Below are 25,421 nucleotides of genomic sequence, written 5' to 3' on the forward strand. Positions count from 1 at the left end.
CGGCTCTAGGTGCAAGGAACTTGCCCGTTGAGCACACAATTCGACGGTGGTGAGTAGGAACCGGTCAGCACGCCTCTCATACCACCGGTGGCTGAACCACCGGGTGGAATGACGCGATTCCAATTCGCGGGGGTGATCACAAAATGAGTACCAGATTGCGCAAAGGTGCTATTCCACGTGTGCGAGATACCTTCTCCCGCCGGCAAGTCGAATTCGAGCCTCCAATCGGAGAGCTGCGTCATGCTCGCGTTGGTGATGGCGAAGTTGGCGATGAAACCGGTCTGCCACGTATGTTCCACCGACAACGTCGCCGCGGCCGCCGCCGCATGAACTACGGGGGTGATGGCGAGTCCGAGGATGGCAACGATCGATGCCGACACGGTTACGTGAAGCGCTGTCCGCCAGTGCCTCACGTGGTAATTCAGTCCTGCCATAACAGCCAACACTAAAGCCAAACAGCCGATATCGGCCCTCGCATCGCGGGCACGCTGCAGTACCTTTGCTCAACCGAAACCGTGATGAAATTTACGCCTCGACACACCGATACCCACTCTTGATCTGCGCGGTCACCCAGTGCGCGGATTGTCGAGCTGGAGCAGGGGAAGCCGCAGTAGGACCGCTGGGGCAGTACTAGGTCGCGGACGGACGCGCATCGGTGATCGCAAGCTCGCCGTCTGTGTCAAAGGCGGCACGCGTGGCCGCGACATGTTCTTCAACGGTCGATGCTTTGGATCAGGTGATCTCCTCGACGAGGTTGTTGAATCCGGAGTAAAAGCCATCCCGGTAATCCTGTGTCACCCTGGCCAGGTGGTGCACCCTATCGGAGTCCACACCGCGGTCAGTCAGCGCGGCGACCATCGTCGAAATCTCGATCGGCTCGTAATGCACCGGGATACCCAGCGCGTCTTGGGCTTTCGCCGCAATGGCGTACCAATCGAGTTCTTCAGCACCGAAGAGCTCATAGATCTGCCGGTCGTGCGGATCCGGGTCCTGCAGGATCGCCACAATTACCTTCGCTTGATCCTCGATGGCAATGGGAGCATGGCGGACATCACCGAGCGGCAATCGCAAGATGCCCTTGGTACCGGAGCGAATCCAGAAGTTGTTGAGCCAGTTCATGAACAAGGTAGGCCGCAGGTGCGTGATGACAAGCGGTGTGCGATCAAACAATCGCTCAACGAGCCAGTGTTGCAGACCGATGTGGGTGGTGTTGGGCCGTACCCCAATCTGCGACATTTCGATCACCGCATGCACACGCGCGTCGCTCGCGGCCTGAGCGAAATTCACGGCGGCTTCAATGTACCCAGGGCCGGGCGGGTAGCTGAAATAGGCAGCGTGCACATCGGCTGTCGCCGCTTGAACTGACGCAAAGTTCAACAGATCGCCCCGGACCACCTCGGCGCCCAGTTCACGTAATCTGCCTGCGCGATCATCCAGAGTTCGCACGAGTGCGCGGACGCGCAGACCTTGTTCACGGAGAAGTCGGACCGTCTGTGTACCGGTTTTTCCGGTAGCGCCGGTGACAAGAATCAAATCGTTATTGCTGGTCACTGCATCGCCCCCACTCACGCAAGCCTGTTCAGTTGAGTCAAAGCACCAGTTGAGTACAGCGGAACATTGCGATCGGCCGAGTTGCGGTGCCGACAGTAACGACCGCGTCCCAAACTTGGGTCCGCCGACCAACATGCGCCGGCGTGGCCACACAGACGAGTCGATCTCCGGGCATCGCCGCCTTCACGTGGTTGGACTTGAACTCAAGGGTGACGAATCCATTTGCCCCGCCGGGAAGCGCTGCGCGACAACCGTAACCACACGCAGTGTCGGCCAGCGTCACCACGGCGCCGGCATGAACATGACTTTCGCCCGGTACCCTGTGTGACTCCGTAGCGGTCAGAGTGGCTTCGACATAGCTCGGATCGAGATGGGTTACCCGGATACCGAGCATGCCGGGCAACCCGGGCAATGGCTGATCCACCGGGTTAACCGGCGACTCGGCGGAAGGCATGCTCCTCTTTCCTTGTCATCCAGTGCAATTCAGTGCAGTTTGAGAAAACCGTGTTCCAGCGATCTCAACACGTCGACGTAGGGGGCATTGCCGTAACTGATACGCGCGACACCGATTTCAGCGAGCTGCGCATTAGACGGCACCCCATCCATCACCATGACGTTGACCGGCAACGGCGCGCCCTCGCTGATGCGTGCGATGAGAGACTTTTCCTGCAGCCCGGGGATGAAGAACCCCGAGGCACCGGCGTCGGCGTATGCCTTGGCGCGGTCAATAGCCTCGTCGGTCACCGACTCTGGATCATTCCCCTGCCCAAGGAAGAGGTCCGTGCGGGCGTTGATGAACAACGGAACGCCCCGTTGATCCGCGGCCTGCCGAATCACCGCGATGCGGCTGGCTTGCCGATCGATGGGATATAGTCGGGCCCCCTGGACAACGCGATCTTCGAAGTTGATTCCGACCACACCCGTGTCCAGCAGACGCAAGGTGTTCTCCGCCAACCGGCCGTCGTCCTCGGTATATCCGCCTTCGAAGTCAGCGCTGACAGGAACCTCGACCGAGTCGACGATCCGCCCGACGATCTGTGTGAGGAAGTCGACCGGGATGCCTTCGCCGTCCCGGTATCCCTGCGCCTCGGAGACCGACCAACTACTGGTCGCGACCGCCGGCGCCCCGGCCTTCGCCAGGGTCGTGGCACTGCCGGCGTCCCAGATGTTGTAGAGCACCAGCGGCGCTCCCTGGACGTGCAGACCCGCGAATCGTGCGGCCCTATCCTGCTGACTCATCGCATTCCCCTCGGGTTGGACGGTGACATTGCCATTTCTGCGGCGCGGTCAAATCGGTTGTCAGGCAGCATTGCTCGTTTGCAGGTCTCGCACGTCGGATGGACTATGACATGCATCGCAAACGCTACGCGACACGTACGCCCCGGCGCTGTCAAGAAGTTTGGCATCGAAGTTCTGGTGGTCAACCGTTTGGTGGCTTCGATCGGCGACGGACCTTTTGAACTCGGACGGAGTGTGCCCGAACGTCTTCTTGAACGATGCGCTGAAGTGGCTGTGGCTGTGAAAGCCCAGGTCAATCGCGAGGGCCATCAAGTCGTCGCAATGCGGCAACACGGTCAAACCGAAAGCGAGTCGCAACTGCAGGTGATAGCGATAGAGCGGGATGCCCTCGACCCGACGAAAGGCATCGGTGAGATAAACGGGTGTGACACTCACCTCTTCGGCGATTGTGGCCAGCGTCCATCGACGCCACGGATCGGCGGACAGCAACATCTTCACTTGGTCAGCCATCTTCTCTGGGTTTCGGCTGCCGGGCCGAGAGCTATGAGATGCGTTGCTCCCCAGAGCGTGTCGGATGAGATGCAGCACCTGAGTCTCGGCTTCCAGCCGATCAATCGATTCTCGTAACAAGCGCTGGCGCAATTGCGCCGCGAGAAGTTGGGTGCGTGGGTCGATGCGCAGCAAAGATCGATTGAGTGCGGGTCGCTCGCGCGAACAGCGGTATTCGAGCGGCGTGACTTCCAACAGCGTCGGCGCATCGACGGCGAGGGTCAAGGTCGCGTCCCCGCCGGCAACCGGGTGGCTTACCCGGTAAGCCTCATCTGCGTTGGTGATCACCATCTGATTCGCGTCCGCTACATGATCTTTGGTGCCGACTGAATGCACGTAGACGCCACGATAGGGAAAGGCGAACCGAGTTCCTGGCACGTGTTCTTCGGATGCCTTGCCTCGGCATAGGCCCGGACACTCACAGTCCCATGCGGTGACCGTGCCCGTATGCAACACCAGCCGAGCGTCGTATTCAGGCATGATCCCGACTGTATGAGATGTCGGTACTGTCTGCTATGACGTATATGCAGCATTTTCTGCCATCGCAACGATGGCGGGGAAAGGGACGCATGAGCGCTCGACGCGTGGTCATTGTCGGCTTTCCGAGGGTGCAGTCCTTGGACGTTTCCGGCCCTTACGAAGTGTTCGCGGAGGCGGGCACCTACCGCATCGAGGTCGCGGCGCCGCAGCAAGGGGCCTTTAACGCCGCCTCGGGCCTCGAGTTATCAGCCGATGTTGCGCTGGCCGATGTGCGCGGCCGCATTGACACGCTCATCGTGGCCGGGGGCTACGGAGTCTTCGACGTCATCGAGGATGCGGAGTTCCTCCACGATTTGCAGCGGGCAGCCAAGAAGTCACGCCGGGTCGGCTCTATCTGCACCGGAGCTTTCGCACTGGCCGCAGCCGGCCTACTGGAAGGCCGGCGCGCAACCACCCACTGGCGGTTCAGCGAACAGCTGCGCAGCTGTTATCCATCGGTCGACGTCGATGCGGACCCCATCTACATCCAATCGGACAATGTTTACACCTCCGCCGGCATCACCGCGGGCATGGATCTGGCCCTGGCGTTGGTCGAAGAAGATCGTGGTCACGACCTCGCGATGACGATCGCACGCGAGTTCGTGTTGTTCATGCGCCGCCCTGGCGGCCAATCTCAATTCAGTACCGCGCTGGCCGCGCAGACGGCCGACCGCGAGCCGCTGCGCGAACTGCAAGCGTGGATTGTGGAGAATCTGAGTGCCGATCTGTCGGTCGAGATGCTGGCCGAACGTGCACATATGAGTCCGCGCCACTTCGCGCGCGTCTTCAGCCGCGAAGTAGGACAGACACCGGCCCGCTATGTCGAACAGGTCCGCGTCGAGGCGGCCCAACGTCGACTCGAAGAGTCGACCGACTCGCTGGAGGAAATTGCGGGCCACTGCGGCTTCGGCAGCGTCAACTCGATGCGACGCTCATTTCTGCGGATACGCGGGATCCCCCCGTCCGCATACCGCCAACGTTTCAGCCAACATCAGGAGACGCGGCGCTAAGGGGCTTCTGACTCGGCCGCGGGATACCGTTCGAGCAACTCAGCGGGCCGGATCGGCCGGACAACCAGATTGCCCCCACAGTTCGGGCAGATACTGTTCAATTCGCCTTCGGCGCATTGCGCGCAGAAGGTGCATTCGAACGTGCATATTCGGGCATCAGGTGATTCGTTCGGCAGCGGCTTTCCGCACCGTTCACAGCGAGGGCGCAGCTCGAGAACGCTCATCGCGGTATCTCCCATTCCTGCTGAGCTACAGAACTTTTCGATACAGATCGCCTTTGTGGTGTGATTCCGGCACTACGGCCATGAGTGCGCCCCTCCGTGATGAGAGCGAAATCGCCCGAGCTGTCCGACGTCAACTGCCCGGGCTACGCCTGAGTCATCCGGGCAGTTGAGGCTACGACGGCGATGGCCCGACGTGCTTTCAAAATCTTTGGCTTTCTGAAGCCGAGCCGATCTCTTTCTCGGCTGAGCCGCAGCAGTGGCACCGCTACGGACCCGGTGTCAATCCCCCTCTGCCGCAATGCCACAATCTCGGGCTGTCGACCACCTGAGCTGCCAGTGCCGCTTTAAGGCCGCACCTTCACGACTACTTTTCCCATGGGACCGCTGGCTAGCCGCTCGAAAGCTTGTGGCAACTCCTCGAACGGGAAAACCGAGTCGACCAGAGGCCGTGCCCCGGAGCGGGCCATTATGCCCAGCAGGTTCTGCCAGGCAGCCCGGTGTTCCTCCGGGGTATACAAGCTCAAAGCCATCGCGCCAATCCTCAGCCAGCGAGAAAAGAGCGTGCCTGTCTCGAAACTGGTTACTGGGCCTCCAAGGTTGCCCACCAGGCTGATTCGTCCCGATTCGCCCATCGCTTCGATGACCTGAGGCAGCAGTGTGCCGCCTCCGACACCGTCGACCGCCAGCTTCACTCCCTGTGGATTCAAGGCCTGCTTGGTGCGTGTTGGCCAACTGGCATCCTCCGGATTGAAAGTGAAGGCCGCTCCGAGTTCCTTGAGGCGCTGTCGCTTTGCCTCACTGCGCGAGAGAGCTACGACCGTGTGGCCCATCGCAGCCGCCAACTGCACAGCGGCGACTCCGACGCCTCCCGACGCACCGGTCACCAGTACCACTGAGTTGGGCTCTAGCGGTTCCCACATCGTGAGCGCACGGTATGCCGATAGATAGCCGACGGAGGCGCCCGACGACTCCTCTTCGGTCCAACCCACCGGCATCTCCGCCAAGTTGATCGCCGGGATAGACACTCGCTCGGCAAACATGCCCCATCGAAGAAGTCCGACGTCGCTGCGGAGAAGAACGCGCTGATCCCCCACGTGAATGTCCTTCACGCCTCGGCCAACATCGACGACCGTACCCACACCATCTCGCCCCAGCACGTGGGGCGTCGGAGGATATACCGGATAGGGATAACGCCTCTCCGCCATCATGCGGTCGGCCGGATTCAAAGCGGCGTAGTCGACTTCCAAGACGACTTCACCCTCATTGGGCACCGGATCGGGTGCCTCCGTCAGGCGCAGATGATCGATTCCTGCCTCTCCACCCCACAGCCAAGCCTTCATAACGGTTTCTTTCCTTAACTTTTCGTCACCGCACCAAAGGCTTTAGCCGTCGGCGATCGGCGTCAGAATGGCCTTCATCCGCGGCTTGTTAGCCGGATGCCGCTGTGGTTAAGCGCTTTACGGCGTCCTCGGTGGTCCACACCGCATTGGCCATGAAACGGTAGTTGACCATCGCCGCGGTGTACGCATCTCCTTCTTCGTTGCGGCCTGCCGCGATGGCGTCTCGCACCATCGCGACCTCGAAGCCATTCTCGATCAGGTCGCGCATATGCCCTTCCAGGCACAGATTTCCGACCGGCCCGGCCATTACCACCTTCTCGATGCGGCGCATGCGCAACTGAAGAATGAGGTCATTCGCATCGCTCGAGTAGGACTTGTGCGGCGACGTATTGGCCGTCTCACCGTCTTGCAGATACTTGCGGAACCGATCCGGGAAATCGGCCCCCGAGCCCGCGAAGCCGTCCAGGCTCAGCGGATCTTTGCGGAGGACGAAACCCCTTGCGCCAAGATAATCCGCCATCGCACCCACCGGAGCCACCCACTGGCCGTCGGTCGGATAGAAGTAGTGTGGCGAGTGAATGACCGAGAAGCCGTTCTCTTTGGCGCACACCAGAAGTGCCTCAAGATGATCGTGAACGCTGTTGATTCGTAGGCGTTCTTCGACCATCGGGTAGTAGACGCCGCCCTCGGTTAGAAACTCGTTCTGAATATCCGCCAGCACCAACGCCGTGTGCTCTTTGTCGAGCTGCATGTCGGGGTTGCGATGGGTGAACGTGAACATTCGACGGATCCTATTAGTGTGCGGTGAACTCTGCTGGTCCGATGCAATTCCGGTGCCGACGCCAGTCCGAATGCCGAAAGCTTACTCATGGCGCCGTCGCCGCCGCTGTCAAAATCTTCATGATATCGAGAAGGCGCTGGCCGACGCCCGTATGGCGGCAACGTGGGGTACCGGTGGTGGCCGGCTGCCTTCCTCTTTGACACCGAGCGGACTCACACCGTGAACCCGCTTCCAAGTTTTTTGACAGCGGATCGTGCCCACATGTGCGTACGGTCGCTCCGACGCCTTCGGCCCACATCAAGGAGATGCGTTGAAGTTCGGAGTTTTCTACGACTTTCGCAACCCGCCTCACGCAGGTTGGCATCAACCCTGGAGCAAGTTCTACGACGCGACGTTCGAGCACATGCAAGAAGTCGAGCGTCTGGGGTTCGACAAGATCAGCATCTCAGAGCATCACGGCGATCCGGATGGATACAACATCGGCATGCCCGTGACTCTGGCCATCGCCGCCGATCGCACGAAGTCGATCAGGCTCGGCCCCAACATTCTTCAGATTCCCTTCTACCATCCCGTGGTCATCGCCGAGCAATTCGCGGCGATCGACATCATCTCTGGTGGCCGACTCGACGTCGGGCTCGGTCAAGTCCCCGCGACGTTCAACGCCGAATATTCGATGTTCGGCGTGAATCCGCGGTTCCGGCCGAGCCTGCTCGATGAAGCACTCGACATCATGCAGCGATGCTGGAGCGAATCCGAACCGTTCGACTACCACGGCAAGCGGTGGAATCTGGAAAACATCTGGGTCAACCCGAAGCCACTGCAAGATCCGTTGCCCCTCTTCGTAGTGGCCAGTTCGACGGACGTGTCGATGGATCGGGTGGCCAGCCGCGGCCTCGACGTCGGCGGCCCCGGGGGTTTCTGGGTCAGCCTCACCGGCGCCGAGCGCTGGAAGCAATGGTTGCCCCGATGGCGGCAAGCCTGCATGCGGAACGGACGAGACCCGAATTACGCCAGAATCAATGTGTTTTCGACATGCTTTGTCACCGACGACCCGGAAAAGGCGTGGGCGAAGCACCGCGACGGCATCCTGTACAGCTTCAACTACGAGCGCGACGGCGTGCGTCCGTACAGTTCGCGGTTCGTGAAAACGATCCCGGAGAAGCCCGAAGATCTTCCCGGCTGGGAACACATCTGCCAAACCCCCGAACAGGCGATCGCCGAGCTGCGCGATGCCTACGCCGATGGCGCGCCGACTGAGCTGAACCTGATGGCCATCAAACCCGGTATGAGCTTCGAGGAGTCGCTGGAGTACTTGAGGAACTTCGCCGAGAAGGTGATTCCGGCGGTCAAGGATCTCTAGTCGGCCAGTGAAATCACCCTAGGCACTCATTAATTTTGTGATAGCGGTGTCGGGCGACGCTTCGTTATGTTCGCTCTGTCGCTCATCAACTACCCCCAGCATGCGTCGAATGAAGTTGCACGACGGGGCAAAACGGATCCTGGTGCCCGTCGGCCGCGTTGTTTCGTCCTTGAAGGCAATCAAACGGGTGTCAAGTGACCGGTGAATATGCCGTTGTACCAACAAAACACAGAAGGGTCCCTCATGGAAATCAAGGATTCGGTCGTCCTGGTCACTGGCGCGAATCGTGGCATTGGCGCGGAGTGGGTTCACCAGCTGCGCGAGCGGGGTGCGGCCAAGATCTATGCCGGCGCCCGCGATCCGCGGTCGGTCGTCTGCCCGGATGATCGCGTAATGCCGATCGCACTGGACGTCACCGCCAGGGGCCAGGTCTTGGCCGCCGCCGAACTGGCCAACGATGTGCAGATCGTCGTCAACAACGCCGCCGTGTCCTACCGCCAACCCCTTATCGGCGGCGACGTCGACAGGATCCACGCCGAATTCGAGACGAACGTGTTCGGCCTCGTCTACGTGACCGAGGCGTTCGCTCCGGTGCTCAGGGCGAACGGCGGTGGCGCGATCGTCAACGCCCTTTCCGCCGTGTCCTGGTTCTCCTTCCCTGGTATGGCCGGCTACAGCGCGACCAAGTCCGCGGCATGGAACCTCACCGACGCACTCCGGCTCGAGCTGGCGGACCAAGGCACGCTCGTGGTCGCACTGCACTCCGGTGCGGTGACCACTCCGATGGGTGACAACTTCCCGATCGACAAGATCGAGCCGACCCAGGTCGTGTCCGCCGCGCTCGACGGGCTCCAGGCCGGCCAGACCGAGGTGCTCGCCGACGACATCAGCCGTGTCATCAAAAGCACGCTGACGTCGGACCCTTCGCGATATGCGGCCATACTCGGAGGCTGACGATTGCGAGACATTCTGGGGTGCAGTCGGATTCAGGACCGGGACTATTTCCTCGTGGTTCGGGGTTGATCTAGCTGCTATGACCCACGCCCACCAGCCGACGCTGTTCGACGAAGACGACACCGCGACACCGGCGATCGACGTCGCCGCGTTCGACAACGCCAGCGACCACCGGCTGGACAAGTATTCGTGGATCACCCAGGTGCCCGGCCTGCTCACCGGACATCTGCGGGTGCTCGACGAGTTGGCCATCCTCGACGTGTGGGAACAACGCCACCGCTGGATGTTCGACCGCATGGTCGAAGAACCCCGCCTCACCGGCGAGTACGTCGACCTCACTGCCGCACCCGCTTTCCTCGCTGAGCTGGCCGCGACACTCGGCGAGCGGCTCGGAGTACCCTACGACCGGGTCTGGATGAACTGGTATCGGGACCACCGAGACGGCACCGGCTGGCACGCCGATCGGCCCGCACACAAGGCACCGACGGCGATCGTGCCCGTACTCAGCCTCGGTGCGCCGCGCCGATTCCTGGTCCGCCCAGCCGGCGGCGGCCCCAGCACGGTATTCACTCCCGCAGGCGGAGACCTGATCATCATGCAGGGCCGCTGCCAGCATGACTGGCAGCATTGCGTGCCCAAACAAAAGGCGCCGGCCGGGCCGCGGATGAGTTTGAACTTTTCCAGCATCACCCAGTCGGGATGACCGACACTTAATCAATCACCCTCGAGCGCCGGATTATCGGAAAGGTCAACGATGACTGAGGCCTACGTCCTAGGTGGAGTGCGCACGCCGTTTACCCGCTACGGCGGCACGCTGTCGGGTATCCGCACCGATGAGCTGCTGGGTATGACCATGAAGGGCGCCTGCGAACGCGTCGGGGTGCCGCTGGACGCCATCGAGGACATCGTCGCCGGCTGCGTCAATCCCGCGCACGAGGGAATGGGTGACATCGCCCGCTGGGCCGCGCTGGCGGTGGGATTCCCCGACACCGTCGCCGGGGCAACGCTCAATCGTTATTGCGGCTCGTCGCTCAGCGCCCTGGTCAGCGTCAGTCATTCCATCAAAGCCGGCGATCTGGGCGTCGGCATCGCGTGCGGCGTCGAGTCGATGTCACGGTCGGGCTGGGCGCTGATGAAAGGCGAAGCGCCGTTCAGCCCGCGAGGCCCGGTGCTGATGCTCGACACCATGTGGTCCGGTGCGGGCGGGCCGCCCAACCCGGTTTTGCTCGCCCGCAATGCCTACATCGGCATGATCGAGACCGCCCAAAACGTCGCCGACCGCTACTCGCTGACCCGCAAGGAGATCGACGCTTTCGCGCTACGGTCCCAGCAGCACGCCAAGGCGGCGCGCGACCGCGGCCGGTTCGCGAAGGAGATCATGACCGTGCCCATCCCCGCGACGAAGAAGACCCCCGCGCGGGTTGCTGAGCACGACGAATTCATCCGCGACGACACCACCGCCGAGACACTCGCCGCGCTGCCCGTCCAACCGGGTACCACCCAGATGACCGCGGCCAACTCCACTCCGCTCACCGACGGCGCGAGCGCGGTCGTCGTCGCCTCCGGCGAAAAAGCCGCAGAACTCGGGCTAGAACCCCTGGCTCGGGTGGTGTCCAGCGCCGTCTACGGGATCGACCCACTCATCATGGGACTGGCGCCGGCGTGGGCCATTCCGATGGCGATCCGCCGGGCGGGTCTGAAGCCCGAGCAGATCGACGTCTGGGAAGTCCACGAAGCCTTCAGTGCCCAAGCCCTCGGTGTCTTGCGCGAACTGCCCAACCAGCTCGACGGTTTCGTGATTCCCGACGACAAGCTGACGCCAAACGGCGGCGCCGTCGCGATAGGACATCCGTTCGGCGCCACCGGAACCCGCTACGTGCTCACACTGGCCACCGAACTGCAGGAGCGCGGGGCGCGCTACGGGGTCATCGGCGTATGCATCGGATCGGGTCAGGGCGTCGCCGTCGTGCTGGAGAACCCCAGCGCCACCTAGCATCGAGCCCGCGCGGGGTTTTGCCGCGCCAACCGCTAACGTGAACCGCGTGAATCTCGACGTTAATCAGACGTCCATCCGCGAGGTTTGCGACGCGGGCCTGCTGGCGGGCGCGGTGACTCTGGTCTGGCAGCGCGGAGAAGTGCTGCAGGTCAACGAAATCGGCTATCGCGACGTGGACGCTGGGCTGCCGATGCAACACGACACGCTGTTCCGCATCGCGTCGATGACCAAACCGGTCACGGTCGCGGCGGTGATGAGCATGGTCGACGAGGGCAAACTGACGCTGAAAGACCCGATCACGCGCTGGGTACCGGAGCTGGCCGGCGTGCAGGTGCTCGACGACCCGCACGGTCCACTGGACCGCACGCATCCGGTGAACCGATCGATCCTCATCGAGGACCTGCTGATCCATACCAGCGGCCTGGCCTATGGATTTTCGGTATCCGGCCCCATCTCTCGGGCGTACATGCGGCTGCCGTTCAATCAGGGTCCCGACGTGTGGTTGACCGAGCTCGCCAAGCTGCCCCTGGTGCATCAGCCCGGCGAGCGGGTCACCTACAGCCACTCCATTGATCTGTTGGGCGTCATCGCTTCCCGCATCGACGGCAAGCCGTTCCACCAGGTGCTCGACGAGCGGGTGCTGGCGCCGACCGGCATGGTCGACACCGGATTCTTCGTCTCGGCCGACGCGCGGCGACGAGCCGCGACCATGTATTCGCTCGACGAGCAGCATCGACTGCGGCACGACGTCATGGGGCCGCCACGCCTGCAGCCGCCCTCGTTCTGCAACGCCGGTGGCGGCCTGTGGTCGACTGCCGACGACTACCTGCGATTCGTGCGAATGCTGTTGGGCGAGGGCACAATCGACGGCGTGCGGGTGTTGTCCGCGCAATCGACCCGACTGATGCGCACCGACCGGCTCACCGCCGAGCAGAGGCAGCACGATTTCCTGGGCGCGCCCTATTGGATTGGCCGCGGATTCGGGTTGAACCTGTCAGTGGTGACCGACCCGGTGAAATCCGCTCCCCTGTTCGGGCCGGGCGGGCTGGGCACGTTCAGCTGGCCGGGCGCCTACGGAACCTGGTGGCAGGCGGACCCTTCCGCGGATCTGATCCTGCTGTATCTGATTCAGAACCTGCCCGACCTGACGGTGGACGCCGCCACCGCGGTCGCGGGCAATACGTCATTGGCGAAACTCCGCACGGCACAACCGAAATTCGTCCGAAACACCTATCGTGCGCTCGGCCTCTAAAGCCATGGTCGACTACCCGCCCGCACGCATCACCGGACCGCGGCTGGTGTTGCGTCCGCCGGTGCTCGACGATGCCGGCCCACTGTTCCAGCGGGTCGCGCGTGACCCCGCGGTCACCAAGTATCTACAGTGGGCGCCGCATCCCGACGTGGCGACGACGCGGCGGGTGATCACCGAGAAGATCAATATCAACGACGCCGAGCGGACGTGGGCAATCGAGCTCAAGCACAGCGGCGAGCTGATCGGGCTGACCAGCTGCCGGCGCTCGGCGCCGCACGCAGTCGAGATCGGCTATTGCCTCGGCCGGCGATGGTGGGGCAAGGGTTTTATGCCCGAGGTGATCGACCTGCTGCTGACCGCGCTGGAGGCCGACCGCAGGGTGTTCCGCGTCTGGGCCACATGCAGTGTCTACAACGAACGTTCGGCGCGACTGCTGGAGCGAATGGGGTTCGTGCAGGAGGGCCGGCTCGCCCGGCACGCCGTCTACCCCACCATGGGGCCCGAACCCCAAGACAGCTTGCTGTACTCCAGAATCTTGCGGTGAGTGATGCCTGAGGCGCCTGGAGTGCGCCGCGTCGAGCGTGCCTGAGGCGTCGGGTGTGCGCCGCGTCGAGCGTGCTTCAGCGGCTTTGAGTGTGACTCGATGGCGGGAAATCTCCGAAATTCGCGCCGTGGACGCACACTCGACGCCGTGGACGCACACTCGAAGCCTCAAACCCGGCGCCCGAGTTGCCCGGCTATCCCTCGTCGTCCAGGGCCCGGCGCGCGTAGGCCCGCACATCGGCGTCGCTGTCCTTGAGCGCGATTCCCAGTGCGTCGCGGGCAGCGGATTCGCCGGCCCACCGGGTCAGGCTGAGCACCGCCGCCTTGCGGACGTCGAGATGCGCATCGGAGAGGGCCTCGGACAACCGCGGCACGGCAAACCCGGCCTCCGCACCCGCCAGCGCACGGGCCGCACCTTGCCGGACCTGCCACGCCGGCGCCTGCAGCGCCTTCTCTACGGTGACGAGATCGCTCTCGCGACAACCTAATTCACTGAGCGCAGCGAGCGCGGCCGCGCGCACCAGCGGATCGGGGTCGGCGATCAGCGCGCTGACCGCCTCGGCACCACCGCGCAGGGTGGCCAAACCGGCCGCCGCGGTGATGCGCACTTCCCGGCTCTCGTCGCCGGTGGCGGTGACGACCCCGGCCACGTCGTCGACCGACACCAGCGCGCGCACCGCCTCGATGCGCACCCGGTAGTCGGAATCGCCAAGGGCGTGGCGGAATTGGTTGGCATTGCCGGCCCGGCGCGCGGCCAGCAGGTAGACGGCGGCCGCGCGCACCACCGTGTCGGCGGACACCAGATGCGGTTCGGCCCCGGCCGGGTCCGGCAGCACTTCGACCAGCTCGCGAATGCCCTCGGCGCTGGTCCGCCGGACCCCGGCGTCGGCGTCGTCCAGCGCGGACAATAAGGCGGGCGCGTAGCCGTCGGGCATGTGCTCGGTCAGGGTTGCCACTGCCGTGCGCCGCACCCCGGGATCGGCGTCGACCAGATACGGTTCCAATTCGGCGATCGTCGGCTCCTCGAGAGCGAGAACCTCGGCGATACGCGGTGACGGCGGCTCGAAAGTGCTGGGCGAAGCCGTGACCCGGGATCCGGCGATGGCCGGCGCTTTGCCTCCGACCAGCGGCGGCTGCTGCACCGGGTACACGGTCCGATCGGTCGGCGGCAGTCCGTCCAACTCCGGGACAGGCACAAAGTACGGAGCCACCGGGCGTTTGAGGAACGCCATCTCGCCGTTGGGCTGCTTGCGCAGGTTGAGGTGATACCCCCATTCGCTGTCGTCGCGGCCAGGCAGGTCGGCGCGGTCGTGGTAGAGGCCCCAGCGCGATTCGGTGCGGGTCAGCGAGGAGCGCGCGGCCATCTCGGCGCAATCCCGGATGAACGACACTTCGACCGCGCGCATCAGCTCGTGCGGGTTGTGCGCCCCCATCTCCGCGATCTCGTCTTGCATGCGATCGAAGGTGCGCACCGCGATGGACAGTTTGGCCGCCGACTTGGGCGGTGCCACATAGTCGTTGACGAATCGTCGCAGTTTGTATTCGACCTGGGGCTGCGGCGGACCGTCCGGATGCCGCAACGGCCGGTAGATCAACTCGTGCGCTTCACGCAGTTGAAGGTCCGGAAGTTGCTGCGGGGCGGCAACGTCAGCCAATGTCGACGCGGCGTGCGTGCCGGCGAGATCACCAAAGACGAACGCCCCGATCATGTAGTTGTGAGGGACACAGGCCAGATCGCCGGCGGCGTAGAGACCGGGCACCGTCGTCCTGGCGTGCTCGTCGACCCAGACTCCGGAAGCGGAATGGCCACTGCACAAACCGATTTCGGAGATGTGCATTTCGATGTCGTGGGTGCGGTAGTCATGGCCGCGGTTGGCGTGGAAGGTGCCGCGGGTGGGACGTTCGGTGGTGTGCAGAATGTTTTCCAGCGCGGTCAACGTCTCATCCGGCAGGTGCGACACCTTCAGATAGATGGGTCCGCGCGCGGAGTCGATTTCACTTTTGACCTCGGCCATCATCTGACCCGACCAATAGTCGGAGTCGACGAACCGCTCACCGTGCGAGTTGACCTGGTATCCGCCGAACGGATTGGCCACATAGGCGCACGCCGGGCCGTTGTAATCCTTGATCAGCGGATTGACTTGGAAACACTCGATTCCCGACAGCTCCGCGCCCGCGTGGTAGGCCATCGAGTACCCGTCGCCGGCGTTGGTCGGGTTCTCGTAGGTGCCGTACAGGTAACCGGATGCGGGCAGGCCGAGCCGGCCGCATGCCCCGGTCGCCAGGATGACCGCTTTGGCGCCAACGGCAACGAATTCACCGGTGCGCGTGTTCAATGCGGCGGCACCTACGGCGCGCCCGTCGTCGCCGACCAAGACGCGCACCGGCATCAGGCGGTTCTCGATCTGGATCTTCTCCCGCATCGACCGTTGCCGCAGCACCCGGTACAGCGCCTTTTTGACGTCCTTGCCCTCGGGCATGGGCAGCACGTAGGAGCCCGAGCGGTGCACCCGGCGTACCGCGTACTCGCCGTGCTCGTCCTTCTCGAACTTCACCCCGTAACGCTCAAGCCGCTGCACCATCGCGAATCCGCGGGTCGCCGTCTGGTACACCGTGCGCTGGTTGACGATTCCGTCGTTGGCGCGGGTGATCTCGGCGACGTAGTCCTCCGGTTCGGCCTTGCCGGGGATGACGGCGTTGTTCACGCCGTCCATTCCCATCGCCAGCGCGCCGGAGTGCCGCACGTGCGCCTTCTCCAACAGCAACACCTGGGCGCCGTGCTCGGCCGCCGATAGTGCCGCCATGGTGCCCGCGGTGCCGCCACCGATGACCAGCACGTCACAATCGAGGCGCACCGGCGTCGCGGAATCCGGGATCTCCATCATGCGGCCACCGAATGATCGAGTGCGGCAATGATTTCCGTGCGTAGTTCCTCGCGTGGCAGGTCGATGCGGGGGTCGGGCACCTCCAGCACCGCGCGCACGGGCCGACCGGCCTTGCCCAGCACCACGATGCGGTCCCCGAGCGTCAGGGCCTCGTCGACATCGTGGGTGACGAAGACGATCGTCGTCGGATGGGTGCGCCACGTGTCGATGAGCAACCGCTGCATCGCGGCGCGAGTCTGGGTGTCCAGGGCTCCGAACGGCTCATCCATCATCACCGCACGCGGCGCCCCGGCCAGCCCGCGGGCCAGCTGGACGCGCTGGCGCATCCCGCCGGACAGGCTCTTGGGCAGGTAGCTGCCAAAACCGGTGAGGCCGAGCTCTCCGATCCAGTGGTCCGCCTGGGCGCGTCGGGTGGCCCTCGGTTCGCCGCGCAGCCGCAGTGCCAGCTCGATGTTGGACCGCACCGTGCGCCACGGCAGCAGCGCGTTGTCCTGGAACACCATGCCGCGATCGCCCGACGTGCCGGTGACTTCGGCGTCGTCGGCCAGTATCCGGCCGCTATCGGGCGGCAGTAAGCCCGCCAGCGCACGCAGCACCGTCGACTTGCCGCAACCCGACGGGCCGGTGAGCACCAGGATCTCGCCCGGGCGCACCGTCAGGCTCAGCTCGTCGATCACCGGAGTTCCGGTGTAGGACAACCGCACTCGGTCCAATTCGAGGCCCACGCCAACGGTCATTTCGATCCCTCCTGTGCACGCGGCAGCCAGCGGGTGACGCGGCGGCCCACGAGTTCGACCGCTGCCGCCGTCGCGAATCCCAGTACTCCGATGGTGATGATGCCGACGAACACTTGGGGGTAGGACAACACGGTGTAGTCCTGCCAGGTGCGGTATCCGACACCGAGACGACCCGAGATCATCTCCGCCGAGATCACGCAGATCCATGCCACGCCCATGCCGACCGACAGGCCGCCGAACACTCCGGGCAGGATGCCCGGCAACACCACCTGGGTCAGGACGTCCCACCGGCCGCCGCCCAGGGTGCGCACCGAGTCTTCCCACAGCGTCGGCAGCGCGCGCACCGCATGCCGGGTGCTGACCATGATCGGGAAGTAGGCCGCCAGGAAGGTGATGAACACGATGCCCGCCTCGTCGGTGGGGAACAGCAGGATCGCCACCGGCACCATCGCGATGGCCGGAATGGGTCTGGCCAATTCGGTGAGCGGACCAAAGGTGTTGGCGAACAACCGGGAACGGGCCAGCAGTACGCCGGTGGCGACGCCGACCACCGCGGCCAGCCCGAAGCCGCTGAGAATGCGCAGCAATGACTGCGCCAGGTCGAGCCAGTACTCGTAGGTCCCCAGCCTGCGCTGCAGCGCGTTGACGATCTGGGTGACCGTCGGCAGCGTGTCGAAGCGCAGCAGCAGCCGCACCTTGCCCGCGGTGAGCACCTGCCACAGCCCGATTGCGGCGGCCACCGACGCCAACCGCAACAGCCACCATCGCCACGGCGAGGCGGACCGTCGAGTGGTGACCAGCCCGGGCGTCGGGATCGCGGCGGCGACGTCGTCGGCCACCTGAGCCCTCGCTCCTCCGGTTACGTACGCGGTCATACCGAACCTCCAAGCGCCTGTTGATAATTCATTTCACTGCTGCCCGGGTGCCCGGAGGTGTACCGGCGTGCCCCGGCCAGCGTGTCGAAGGGGTAGTACTTCGGGCCGTCCTGCACCCAGAACGCTTTGTCGGCGAACCAGCGGGTGCCCAGTTCCGTGTCCGGAACATAGGCCGCCCGCACTTTGGTTCCGTGGGCACTCGCGTCCCGGATCGCGCGCAGCAGGTCGGTCGGGTTGGCCACCGTTTGCGTCGCATCGGATCCGTCCAGCCAGAGTTCGCTGGCCAGCGCGGGGTCGCCGCGCAGCACCGAGGGATTGGTGGTGGCGTTGCGGGCCGCCGTGTAGTCGCGGTCGCGGGCTGCGAATACCGTGCGCAGCGGGTCGTCCTGCACGAATCCGGCGACGTCGAGGTCGGCGAAGTCGCCGATCGACTTCAGGTAGGGCACATCGCTTTTCAGCGCGTCGATCAGCGAAGGCTTCAGTGTGGTGTCAAACGACGTCCCGCCGGGACCGTTGTAGAGGTACACCACCTCTTGCGGAAGTCCGCTCGCCTGGGCGACGATGCGAGCCGCCTCGAGCGGTTTGTCGTTGAGGAAATCGGTGGCGTCCAGCTGGGCTTGCAGGAATGCGGCCAGCACCTCCGAGTGAGCGGAGGCATACGAACGCCGCACCACCACGCCGTGCAGGGTGGGCAGGTTCAGCTCGGCCCCGTCGTACAGCAGTTTGGCCTTGTTCTGGTAGACCAGCAGACCGGGCCAGGCCACGAACTGCGAAAGTCCTTGCACTTGACCAGATTCCAGGGCAGAAGCGCCAATCTGCGGCTGCTGGTTGAGTACCTGGACGCCACTGATCCCGCCCCTGTCCAGGGCCCGTACCAGGGTGCCGTGACCGGCCGAGCCGACGCTGGCCGACACCTTCGTGCCGGCCAGGTCCCCCAGCGTGGTGGCCGGCGAATCCGGCTTCACCACAACCATATTCAGCGCGCCTTTGGGGTTATACCCGGTGATCGAGACGATTTCGGTTTTCGCCAGCGGGTTGGCCTGCGTCTTGGAGCCGTTGATCAGCATCGGATAGTCGCCCATCGAGCCGATGTCGATCTTCTCGGCCAGCATCTGGGCCGTGATCGGGGCGCCGGTATCGTAGTCCTGCCACCGGACGGCGTACTTGGTGCCGGTGCGGGTGGTGATGTCGGCAAGCCTGTGCTCCAGGTAGCCCTGGGCGCGCAGCAGCGTTCCCGCGGTGACGGTGTTGATGGTCTTGGACTGGTATCCGATGACCACGCTGACCACACCGGAGGATTCCGATAGCGATTCCAGCGAGCAGCTGGAAACGGTTGCGGCGACGGCGAATACAATCGACGCCAGCCAAGCTGTGTGTCGTTTCATGAAAAGCCTTGCGGTTGAGGGTTTCAGCGCAGGAGATACGGCATGTTCACCGTGACGGCGCCCGTGGGGCAGCGGGCCGCGCACGGACCGCAGTACCAGCATTCGTCGACGTGCATGAACGCTTTCCCGGTGTCGGGGTTGATGGCAAGTGCATCCAGCGGACAGACCTCGACGCACAGCGTGCAGCCGTCGATGCACAGGGACTCGTCGATGGTCACCGGCACATCGGCGCGGTTGTTGACCAGCGTCATGGCTTGCTCCTAATTAAGTGGCCGCTCATGGTGATTCGATCGCCGCGCATCCGGATGTATTCCAGGTCGACGGGTCGACCGTCGTCGAGACTGGTGACGCGTTCCAGCATGAGCAACGCGGATCCGTCCGGCACCTGCAGTGTGGCCGCCGAGTGCGCGTCGGCCGGGATTGCCTCCAGCGCCAGTGACGCCGAACCCAATCGGTGTCCGCTCACCTGCTCGATGAGTGCGAAGAGGTCGTTGGTTTCCAGCGGGTGGTCCAGAATCAGGGTGCCGATGTCGGGGGTCAGGTAGGTGAGGTCGAGGCTCAGCGGCAGATCGCCCAGGTAGCGCAACCGTTCGATAAACACCGCCTGCCCGCCGGGTTCAAGCTGCAGCCGGTTCGCCACCGCGGGCGGGGCGATCACGGCCATCGCGGCACGGACCTCGTTACGGACTTCTCCGACGTGTTTGAACGCTTCCTTCAGGCCCAGCAGCGAGTCGATCCGGTGGTCGTACTTGCGTTGCGCGACGTGAGTGCCGACCTTGGGTCCGCGGTCGATCAAGCCCTCGTGCTTCAGGACGCCCAGAGCCTCCCGAATGGTGTTGCGGGACACCGAGAATTCGATAGCCAACTCGTTTTCGCCAGGTAGCTCGTCCAGATATGCCGCGGAGTGAATCTGCTGGCGCAGCACATCCGCGACCCGGCGGGCGCGATCGGCCCGGGGTCCACGAATGGGTATTGCCTCAGCCACGCCGCCACGCTAACGCAGCTCAGGGGCATATTTCGGGTGGGCGATCAGGAGCCGCGACGGCAGGTCGGCTTATTGCGCCGGGTGCCCTTCAGCATCGACCAGCAAAAACCTCGGCCCCGTCGGCTATTGCGCCACCTGGGCCGCGACGTCGCCATTGCGATCCCGGTGAGCAGAACCGTTCGTGCTTGGCCCGTGGGGCTCTCGGCGGGACATGACGTTTTGCCCGCCTCCGAGCGACAACGCACACGCTTGGCCCGTGAGGCTCTCCGGGGTCACGACGTTTTGCCCGCCTCCGAGCGACAACGCACACGCTTGGCCCGTGAGGCTCTCGGCGGGACATGACGTTTTGCCCGCCTCCGAGCGACAACGCAGCGATGTCAGACCCGAGTGCGACAGTCCGATGATGACGAAACCACTGCTGCTGCGGGGAACGGAACTCCGTTACGTGCTCGCCTAGCACCTGTTCCTGCACGGGCCGGCCACGGTCCCGGAATTGTTGCAGGCGCTTGCGCACTACAACTTTGACGTCGGCGGGCGCGGGTCGAAGTCGATTTCTGATGCGCTGCGCTGGGAGCGGCGCTACGGGCGCGTGGGGCGATTGGGTCGCGGCCGGTATGGGCCCGGCTGGATGCCGCGCGCTACCGAATACCGAATCCACGAGCGGGTCCTCGCTTTACGCGCACAAGCGGCCGAGTTGTCGCTCGGAGGCGGGCAAAACGACAACCCCTCCGCTGCCTGAGCGCCGTGTGTTGGCTGCCTGACCGCTGCCCGATCTGACCGCCTGACCGCCGCCTCACCGCTGCCCTAACGCCGCGTGAGCGCCAGACAGTCAGACGTCCTCGGTGACAGCCTTCTTGGCGCGCTTGCCATTTCGCGCCCCGTTGAGAACGGAGGTGTCCGACGGGAGCTCGAACGACGGGAACGCAGATCCCACGGCGGCCGACGCGGCGTTGCGTTCGGCTTCCAGGCGCGCCAACGCCTCCGGCGTGAAGACCGACAAGCCCAGCTCGTGGTTGTATCCGTGGATTTCCTTGACGTCGAGTTGGGCGAGGAAGTAAAGGATTTCTTTGGAGACAACCTGCCCTGGCACCAGCACTGGGAAACCGGGCGGATACGGCACCACAAACGTGGTGGATACCAATTTCCTGCCCTCGGCGATCCGCCGTCCCGCCTGACCGATCTGCACGTACTCGCGATCGGATTCTTCGTAGCCGGCGTAGAACGCGGCCCGCATGTCACCGAACGGGGAGGCGTCGACCGGGCGGAACGCGATATCGAACTCACTGAAGTCGGGCAGGTGCGGCAGATCCTCGGTGATCTCCTCGACATGACGGTGATGCAGCGCCCAGTCCGCTGAACTGGCCGCCTTCTCGACGCGATCGAAGTCGAGGGAAACCCGCCGCAGCACGTCGAGCAAGTGATGCACGCTCGACCACGTGACGCCAATGGTGAAGATCAACAACACGCTGTTGATCGACGTCTTGTTGATCTGAATGCCGAACCGGTCCATCAGGATCTTCTCGCGGAAGTCGAAACCCGTCATTCCCGTGTTGCCGATGAACAGGGTGACCCGCGTCGGATCCAGCACAAACTGGTCGGAGCGCCATGCCTCATTCCACTCCTCCAGCGCGCCCTGGCGAACTTGCCGGTAGGAGCTGACAAGGGACGCCCGGTACTCCTCGGGCACCAGATCGGCTTCGTCGAGAATGCGGAACCATTTGCTGATCAGCCGGTCTTTGCGCACGCGATGCCGGAACACCAATGCCATGTCGTAGGTTTTGCGCACCAGCTCGAAGCCCTCGATGTCGACCTGGCGGCGCGCCAGGTCCAGCGACGCGAGCAGTTGCTGGTTCGGCGACGTCGACGTGTGGGTCAAAAACGCCTCGCCGAACGCGTCGCGGGCGCGCGAGTTGAAGTCCTGGTCACGGACATGGATCATCGACGCCTGCCGAAACGCCGACAGCGACTTGTGGGTGGAGTGCGTCGAATAGACCCGGACGCGCGCCGTGGCCGGATCGGGCAACAGTCGCCGCTCAACCCACTCCGAGCGGTCCACCCCTTCCATCGACACGAGCCAATCCTGGTATAGCACAGCGTATTCCGGCGTTGCCAAGGTCTCTTCGAGTCGTTTGGCCGATATCATGGCGGTGCGTTGCCTTGCCCACGGCACTGCGGTGGCAAATGCATACCACGCTTCGTCCCACAGGAAGCAGATGTCCGGCTTGATCGCCAGCACCTCCTCCATCACCCGGCGCGGGTTGTACACCACGCCGTCGAACGTGCAGTTGGTCAGCAGCAGCATGCGCACGCGGTGCAGCTGCCCGGCCGCCTCCAGATCCAGCAGTGTCTTTTTGATCGTCTCCAGGGAAACCGCTCCGTAGATCGCGAACTGCGGCAACGGATATGCGTCCAGATACAGCGGATAGGCGCCGGCCAGCACCAAGCCATAGTGATGTGACTTGTGGCAATTGCGGTCGATCAGCACGATGTCGCCGGGACGGGTCAGGGACTGCACCACGATCTTGTTGGCGGTCGACGTTCCGTTGGTGACGAAGTAGGTATGGTCGGAGCGCCAGGTACGCGCGGCCTTGTCCATGGCCTTCTTGATGTTGCCGTGCGGGTCCAGCAGCGAATCCAAACCGCCAGAGGTGGTCGAGGTTTCGGCCATGAAGATGTTGCGGCCGTAGAACTCCCCCATGTCCTGCAGCGACTTGGAGTTGAAGATGCTGGCGCCCCGCGCTATCGGGAGGGCGTGAAATTGACCGACCGGCGCAGCCGCATAAGCCCGCAGGGCGTCGAAAAACGGTGTGGCAAAACGATTCCGCAACCCCGCGAGCACCGTGCTGTTCAGATCGGTGACGTCATTGAGCCGGTAGAACGTTCGGTCATAGATGTCGGGTTCGTCGTCACCGCCCGCGGCGATCGACTCGTCGGTCAGCAGGTAGAGATCGATGTGCGGCCGTAGCTCGCGGATCCACTCGGCGCATTCGATCCAGTCGTTGGCGTGGTCGGAGACAGGCCCGTCATCGTTGACACCGAGCAACGTGGTCATCAACGGCACCCTGTCGCGCGAACGCAGCGGCAGGTCATGCCGGATAATCGCGGCCTGAATTTCACCGTTCAGCGCGACCGCGGTGATGGCGTCCTCGACGCTCGGGACGACGAGGATCTCGAACTGTACATCGTCGGACGGATCACGCAGCGCCCGAAGGCTTTCGGCCAGGCAATCGGGCGCTGTACTCGGCGCATCGTCGGCAAGCAGCACGGTGTAGAACTGTTGCTGTTTGGCCCGCGCCACCAGCTCCTGATCGGCCAGCGGCGCCGAAGTGTCGAAAAGTCCTGCGCGGTCGCCATATTCGCCCAACAGACGCACTGCCAACGAGACCTCTTCGGTGAGCCGCACCGTCGAAAGGATCTCCAGATGAGCACGGAACGTCGCCAGGTTCTGCGCGCCGGGATACAGCCAATACCGCTCATAAGCGCCGAGGCGGTCCATCAGGCGCTTCACCCGAGCGACGTCGTGGGCCTTATCGAGCCCGGCGAGGTCGACATCGGCGAGATGGCGGCAGGCGTCGTCGAGTGCGTTCCAGGTATCTATCCGCGTGTATGACGGGTTAGCCACCGCCGCAAGCGCCGAGACGTGCAATCGGCGGGGGCGGAAGTTGTATGGATTACTCATCTCGTTACCTGTTCTGTTGGCGCCATCGCTGGCAAACCCAGCAAGTATTGTGACCCGCCCACAGCGCGCACGGAATCGTTTCGCTCATACGGGGTCAGTTACCGCTCCGGTCGTTCGTCCCTGCCGTCGCTGCCCGACTTACGCAGCATCGGGAGCTCCCAACGGCGCACCGGCAGGTCGGTGACATCACTGAGCGAGCGCACCACGGCCTGGGTAAGCCCCATGAGCGCGGCCATCACCGGCAGCAACGGTTGCAGCGGTTTGGCCGCTTCGCGCACGGTGCTGATGCGGCGCGCCACGATCAGGCGTTCGATCGAGTGATACAGCCACGCGCCCACGCCCAGCGCGTAGATCGACAGCGCCGACGCGGCGATGCTCCAGCCATACGCCGCGCAGAAGACAGCGCCCAGTACCACCGTCGCAGCCAGCACGGCGGCCACCAGGGCGCGCAGCTGCAGCCGGGTCATGTCTGCGGTTCGGAGTTCTCCGGCGTGCCCGCGGCACCCGATCCCACGGAGCCACGGACGGCCTCCGCGGCCGCCCGGATCTGCGGTGTCACCAGCATGACGTGCCCCAGCACTCCGTTGACGAAGCCGGGTGACTCGTCGGTGGACAGTTCCTTGGCCAGCTGCACTGCCTCGTCGACCGCGACCGGCTCGGGCACGTCGTCGGCGTAGAGCAGCTCCCATACCGCGACCCGCAGGATCGCGCGATCCACTGCGGGAAGCCTGTCGAGCGTCCAGCCATGCAGATGCGAGCTGATCAGGTCGTCGATGTGCGCGAGGTGCACGGACACGCCGCGCGCCACCGCGACCGTGTAGGGGTGCAGGGCTGACACGTCGGGATTGGTCTCGGCGAGCGCCGTCCGCACGTCGACCGCCTCGTCCGGGCTCAGATCCCTGGCCTCGGCCTCGAACAGCAGGTCAACCGCGCGCTTGCGCGCGTGATGGCGTCCTTTGGCAGGTCGCGCGGGTTTGCTCACGCGTTGACGCGTCCCAGGTAGCTGCCGTCGCGGGAATCGACCTTCAGCTTGTCGCCGGTGTTGATGAACAGCGGCACCTGCAACTCCGCGCCGGTCTCGACGGTCGCCGGCTTGGTGCCCGCGCTGGATCGGTCGCCCTGCAGACCAGGCTCGGTGTGGGTGACCACGAGCTCGACGGTCACCGGCAGTTCCAGGTACAGCGGGGCCCCGTTGTGGAACGCCACCTGCACCGGCAAGCCCTCCAGCAGAAACCGCGCGGCGTCGCCGACCAGCGTTTCCGGCAGCGGGTGCTGCTCGTAGTCCTGGCTGTCCATGAACACGAAGTCCGAGCCGTCGCGGTACAGGTAGGTGGCGTCGCGCCGGTCGACCGTCGCGGTCTCCACTTTTACGCCGGCGTTGTACGTCTTGTCGACGACCTTGCCCGACAGCACGTTCTTCAGCTTGGTGCGGACGAAGGCCGGTCCCTTGCCGGGTTTGACGTGCTGAAACTCGACGATCTGCCACAGCTGGCCATCGATAACCAGGACTAGGCCATTCTTGAAGTCGGCAGTACTCGCCACGGTTGGTGAATCTCC

At 64.1% G+C, this 25,421-nt stretch carries 25 protein-coding genes and 1 pseudogene; 8 read left to right on the forward strand and 18 right to left on the reverse strand.

Annotation, left to right across the window (positions count from 1 at the left end; genetic code table 11):
- Positions 1-5: 5 nt before the first annotated feature.
- From MNAB215_RS27120 to MNAB215_RS27140, 5 genes are all read right to left on the reverse strand, one after another.
- Positions 6-434, reverse strand: coding sequence for a cellulose-binding domain-containing protein (locus MNAB215_RS27120; protein WP_077081520.1), 429 nt, complete (start codon positions 432-434; stop codon positions 6-8).
- Positions 435-732: 298 nt separating this feature from the next.
- Positions 733-1,551 carry an NmrA family NAD(P)-binding protein gene (locus MNAB215_RS27125; protein ID WP_217348952.1) on the reverse strand — a complete coding sequence of 273 codons (819 nt, stop codon included), beginning with the start codon at positions 1,549-1,551 and terminating at the stop codon, positions 733-735.
- A 37-nt stretch (positions 1,552-1,588) separates the two neighbouring features.
- Positions 1,589-2,005: a PaaI family thioesterase gene (locus MNAB215_RS27130; RefSeq protein ID WP_077081521.1), complete on the reverse strand. Its 417-nt coding sequence runs from the start codon at positions 2,003-2,005 to the stop codon at positions 1,589-1,591.
- Positions 2,006-2,034: 29 nt separating this feature from the next.
- Positions 2,035-2,790: an isocitrate lyase/PEP mutase family protein gene (locus MNAB215_RS27135; RefSeq protein WP_077081522.1), complete on the reverse strand. Its 756-nt coding sequence runs from the start codon at positions 2,788-2,790 to the stop codon at positions 2,035-2,037.
- Between the two features lie 60 nt (positions 2,791-2,850).
- Complete coding sequence (locus MNAB215_RS27140) at positions 2,851-3,819, reverse strand: helix-turn-helix transcriptional regulator (protein ID WP_083746267.1); 969 nt, start codon at positions 3,817-3,819, stop codon at positions 2,851-2,853.
- An 89-nt stretch (positions 3,820-3,908) separates the two neighbouring features.
- On the opposite strand from MNAB215_RS27140, the gene MNAB215_RS27145 reads away from it, so the two are divergent.
- The gene (locus MNAB215_RS27145; protein ID WP_083746268.1) at positions 3,909-4,868 is read left to right on the forward strand and encodes a GlxA family transcriptional regulator; all 960 of its coding nucleotides are present in this window, start codon (positions 3,909-3,911) and stop codon (positions 4,866-4,868) included.
- On the opposite strand, the gene MNAB215_RS27150 is transcribed toward MNAB215_RS27145, so the two are convergent.
- The 3 genes from MNAB215_RS27150 to MNAB215_RS27160 all read right to left on the reverse strand — a co-directional run bounded on the left by MNAB215_RS27150 (position 4,865) and on the right by MNAB215_RS27160 (position 7,213).
- The gene (locus MNAB215_RS27150; RefSeq protein WP_342743245.1) at positions 4,865-5,107 is read right to left on the reverse strand and encodes a DUF1272 domain-containing protein; all 243 of its coding nucleotides are present in this window, start codon (positions 5,105-5,107) and stop codon (positions 4,865-4,867) included. The two genes, MNAB215_RS27145 and MNAB215_RS27150, sit on opposite strands and share 4 nt — an antisense overlap.
- A gap of 329 nt (positions 5,108-5,436) precedes the next feature.
- Positions 5,437-6,432 (reverse strand): quinone oxidoreductase family protein, encoded by a 996-nt coding sequence (locus MNAB215_RS27155; protein ID WP_077081525.1) that lies wholly within the window; start codon positions 6,430-6,432, stop codon positions 5,437-5,439.
- Positions 6,433-6,520: 88 nt separating this feature from the next.
- The gene (locus tag MNAB215_RS27160; RefSeq protein ID WP_077081526.1) at positions 6,521-7,213 is read right to left on the reverse strand and encodes an isochorismatase family protein; all 693 of its coding nucleotides are present in this window, start codon (positions 7,211-7,213) and stop codon (positions 6,521-6,523) included.
- 310 nt (positions 7,214-7,523) lie between these two features.
- Here MNAB215_RS27160 and MNAB215_RS27165 point away from each other — a divergent pair, with 310 nt between their 5' ends.
- The 6 genes from MNAB215_RS27165 (at position 7,524) to MNAB215_RS27190 (ending at position 13,319) form a co-directional block, all read left to right on the forward strand.
- Positions 7,524-8,573: an LLM class flavin-dependent oxidoreductase gene (locus MNAB215_RS27165; RefSeq protein WP_077081527.1), complete on the forward strand. Its 1,050-nt coding sequence runs from the start codon at positions 7,524-7,526 to the stop codon at positions 8,571-8,573.
- A gap of 243 nt (positions 8,574-8,816) precedes the next feature.
- Entirely contained in the window at positions 8,817-9,527 is a 711-nt protein-coding gene (locus MNAB215_RS27170; protein ID WP_077081528.1) for an SDR family oxidoreductase, read from the forward strand.
- Between the two features lie 79 nt (positions 9,528-9,606).
- A complete protein-coding gene (locus tag MNAB215_RS27175; RefSeq protein WP_077081529.1) occupies positions 9,607-10,230 on the forward strand; it encodes an alpha-ketoglutarate-dependent dioxygenase AlkB in 624 nt (207 codons plus the stop codon).
- Between the two features lie 51 nt (positions 10,231-10,281).
- Complete coding sequence (locus MNAB215_RS27180; RefSeq protein ID WP_077081530.1) at positions 10,282-11,520, forward strand: thiolase family protein; 1,239 nt, start codon at positions 10,282-10,284, stop codon at positions 11,518-11,520.
- 49 nt (positions 11,521-11,569) lie between these two features.
- Positions 11,570-12,775 carry a serine hydrolase domain-containing protein gene (locus MNAB215_RS27185; RefSeq protein WP_077082380.1) on the forward strand — a complete coding sequence of 402 codons (1,206 nt, stop codon included), beginning with the start codon at positions 11,570-11,572 and terminating at the stop codon, positions 12,773-12,775.
- Positions 12,776-12,779: 4 nt separating this feature from the next.
- Positions 12,780-13,319 carry a GNAT family N-acetyltransferase gene (locus MNAB215_RS27190; protein ID WP_077081531.1) on the forward strand — a complete coding sequence of 180 codons (540 nt, stop codon included), beginning with the start codon at positions 12,780-12,782 and terminating at the stop codon, positions 13,317-13,319.
- Between the two features lie 193 nt (positions 13,320-13,512).
- On the opposite strand, the gene MNAB215_RS27195 is transcribed toward MNAB215_RS27190, so the two are convergent.
- The 6 genes from MNAB215_RS27195 to MNAB215_RS27220 are packed head-to-tail and all read right to left on the reverse strand — an operon-like array spanning position 13,513 to position 20,185.
- Positions 13,513-16,203 carry a fumarate reductase/succinate dehydrogenase flavoprotein subunit gene (locus MNAB215_RS27195; RefSeq protein ID WP_077081532.1) on the reverse strand — a complete coding sequence of 897 codons (2,691 nt, stop codon included), beginning with the start codon at positions 16,201-16,203 and terminating at the stop codon, positions 13,513-13,515.
- Positions 16,200-16,940, reverse strand: a complete 741-nt coding sequence (locus MNAB215_RS27200; RefSeq protein ID WP_077081533.1) for an ABC transporter ATP-binding protein — start codon at positions 16,938-16,940, stop codon at positions 16,200-16,202. Before MNAB215_RS27200 ends, MNAB215_RS27195 begins: the two co-directional genes overlap by 4 nt.
- Positions 16,937-17,815 carry an ABC transporter permease gene (locus MNAB215_RS27205; RefSeq protein ID WP_077081534.1) on the reverse strand — a complete coding sequence of 293 codons (879 nt, stop codon included), beginning with the start codon at positions 17,813-17,815 and terminating at the stop codon, positions 16,937-16,939. The genes MNAB215_RS27200 and MNAB215_RS27205 overlap by 4 nt, the downstream gene beginning before the upstream one ends.
- On the reverse strand, positions 17,812-19,200 hold the full coding sequence (locus MNAB215_RS27210; protein ID WP_077081535.1) for an ABC transporter substrate-binding protein: 1,389 nt from the start codon (positions 19,198-19,200) through the stop codon (positions 17,812-17,814). Before MNAB215_RS27210 ends, MNAB215_RS27205 begins: the two co-directional genes overlap by 4 nt.
- A gap of 23 nt (positions 19,201-19,223) precedes the next feature.
- Positions 19,224-19,451: a 4Fe-4S dicluster domain-containing protein gene (locus tag MNAB215_RS27215; protein ID WP_066972033.1), complete on the reverse strand. Its 228-nt coding sequence runs from the start codon at positions 19,449-19,451 to the stop codon at positions 19,224-19,226.
- A complete protein-coding gene (locus tag MNAB215_RS27220; protein WP_077081536.1) occupies positions 19,448-20,185 on the reverse strand; it encodes a GntR family transcriptional regulator in 738 nt (245 codons plus the stop codon). Before MNAB215_RS27220 ends, MNAB215_RS27215 begins: the two co-directional genes overlap by 4 nt.
- A gap of 460 nt (positions 20,186-20,645) precedes the next feature.
- Between MNAB215_RS27220 and MNAB215_RS27225 the strand changes: the two are divergent.
- Positions 20,646-20,946: pseudogene (locus MNAB215_RS27225) on the forward strand (hypothetical protein).
- Between the two features lie 68 nt (positions 20,947-21,014).
- On the opposite strand, the gene MNAB215_RS27230 reads toward MNAB215_RS27225, so the two are convergent.
- The 4 genes from MNAB215_RS27230 to efp all read right to left on the reverse strand — a co-directional run bounded on the left by MNAB215_RS27230 (position 21,015) and on the right by efp (position 25,406).
- The gene (locus tag MNAB215_RS27230; protein WP_077081537.1) at positions 21,015-23,864 is read right to left on the reverse strand and encodes an aminotransferase class I/II-fold pyridoxal phosphate-dependent enzyme; all 2,850 of its coding nucleotides are present in this window, start codon (positions 23,862-23,864) and stop codon (positions 21,015-21,017) included.
- Positions 23,865-23,962: 98 nt separating this feature from the next.
- The gene (locus MNAB215_RS27235; protein ID WP_077081538.1) at positions 23,963-24,331 is read right to left on the reverse strand and encodes an antitermination protein NusB; all 369 of its coding nucleotides are present in this window, start codon (positions 24,329-24,331) and stop codon (positions 23,963-23,965) included.
- Complete coding sequence (nusB, locus tag MNAB215_RS27240) at positions 24,328-24,846, reverse strand: transcription antitermination factor NusB (protein WP_077081539.1); 519 nt, start codon at positions 24,844-24,846, stop codon at positions 24,328-24,330. Before nusB ends, MNAB215_RS27235 begins: the two co-directional genes overlap by 4 nt.
- The gene (gene efp, locus MNAB215_RS27245; RefSeq protein ID WP_077082381.1) at positions 24,843-25,406 is read right to left on the reverse strand and encodes an elongation factor P; all 564 of its coding nucleotides are present in this window, start codon (positions 25,404-25,406) and stop codon (positions 24,843-24,845) included. The genes nusB and efp overlap by 4 nt, the downstream gene beginning before the upstream one ends.
- Positions 25,407-25,421: the final 15 nt, after the last annotated feature.

The organism is Mycobacterium numidiamassiliense (assembly GCF_900157365.1).
Taxonomy (GTDB): domain Bacteria; phylum Actinomycetota; class Actinomycetes; order Mycobacteriales; family Mycobacteriaceae; genus Mycobacterium; species Mycobacterium numidiamassiliense.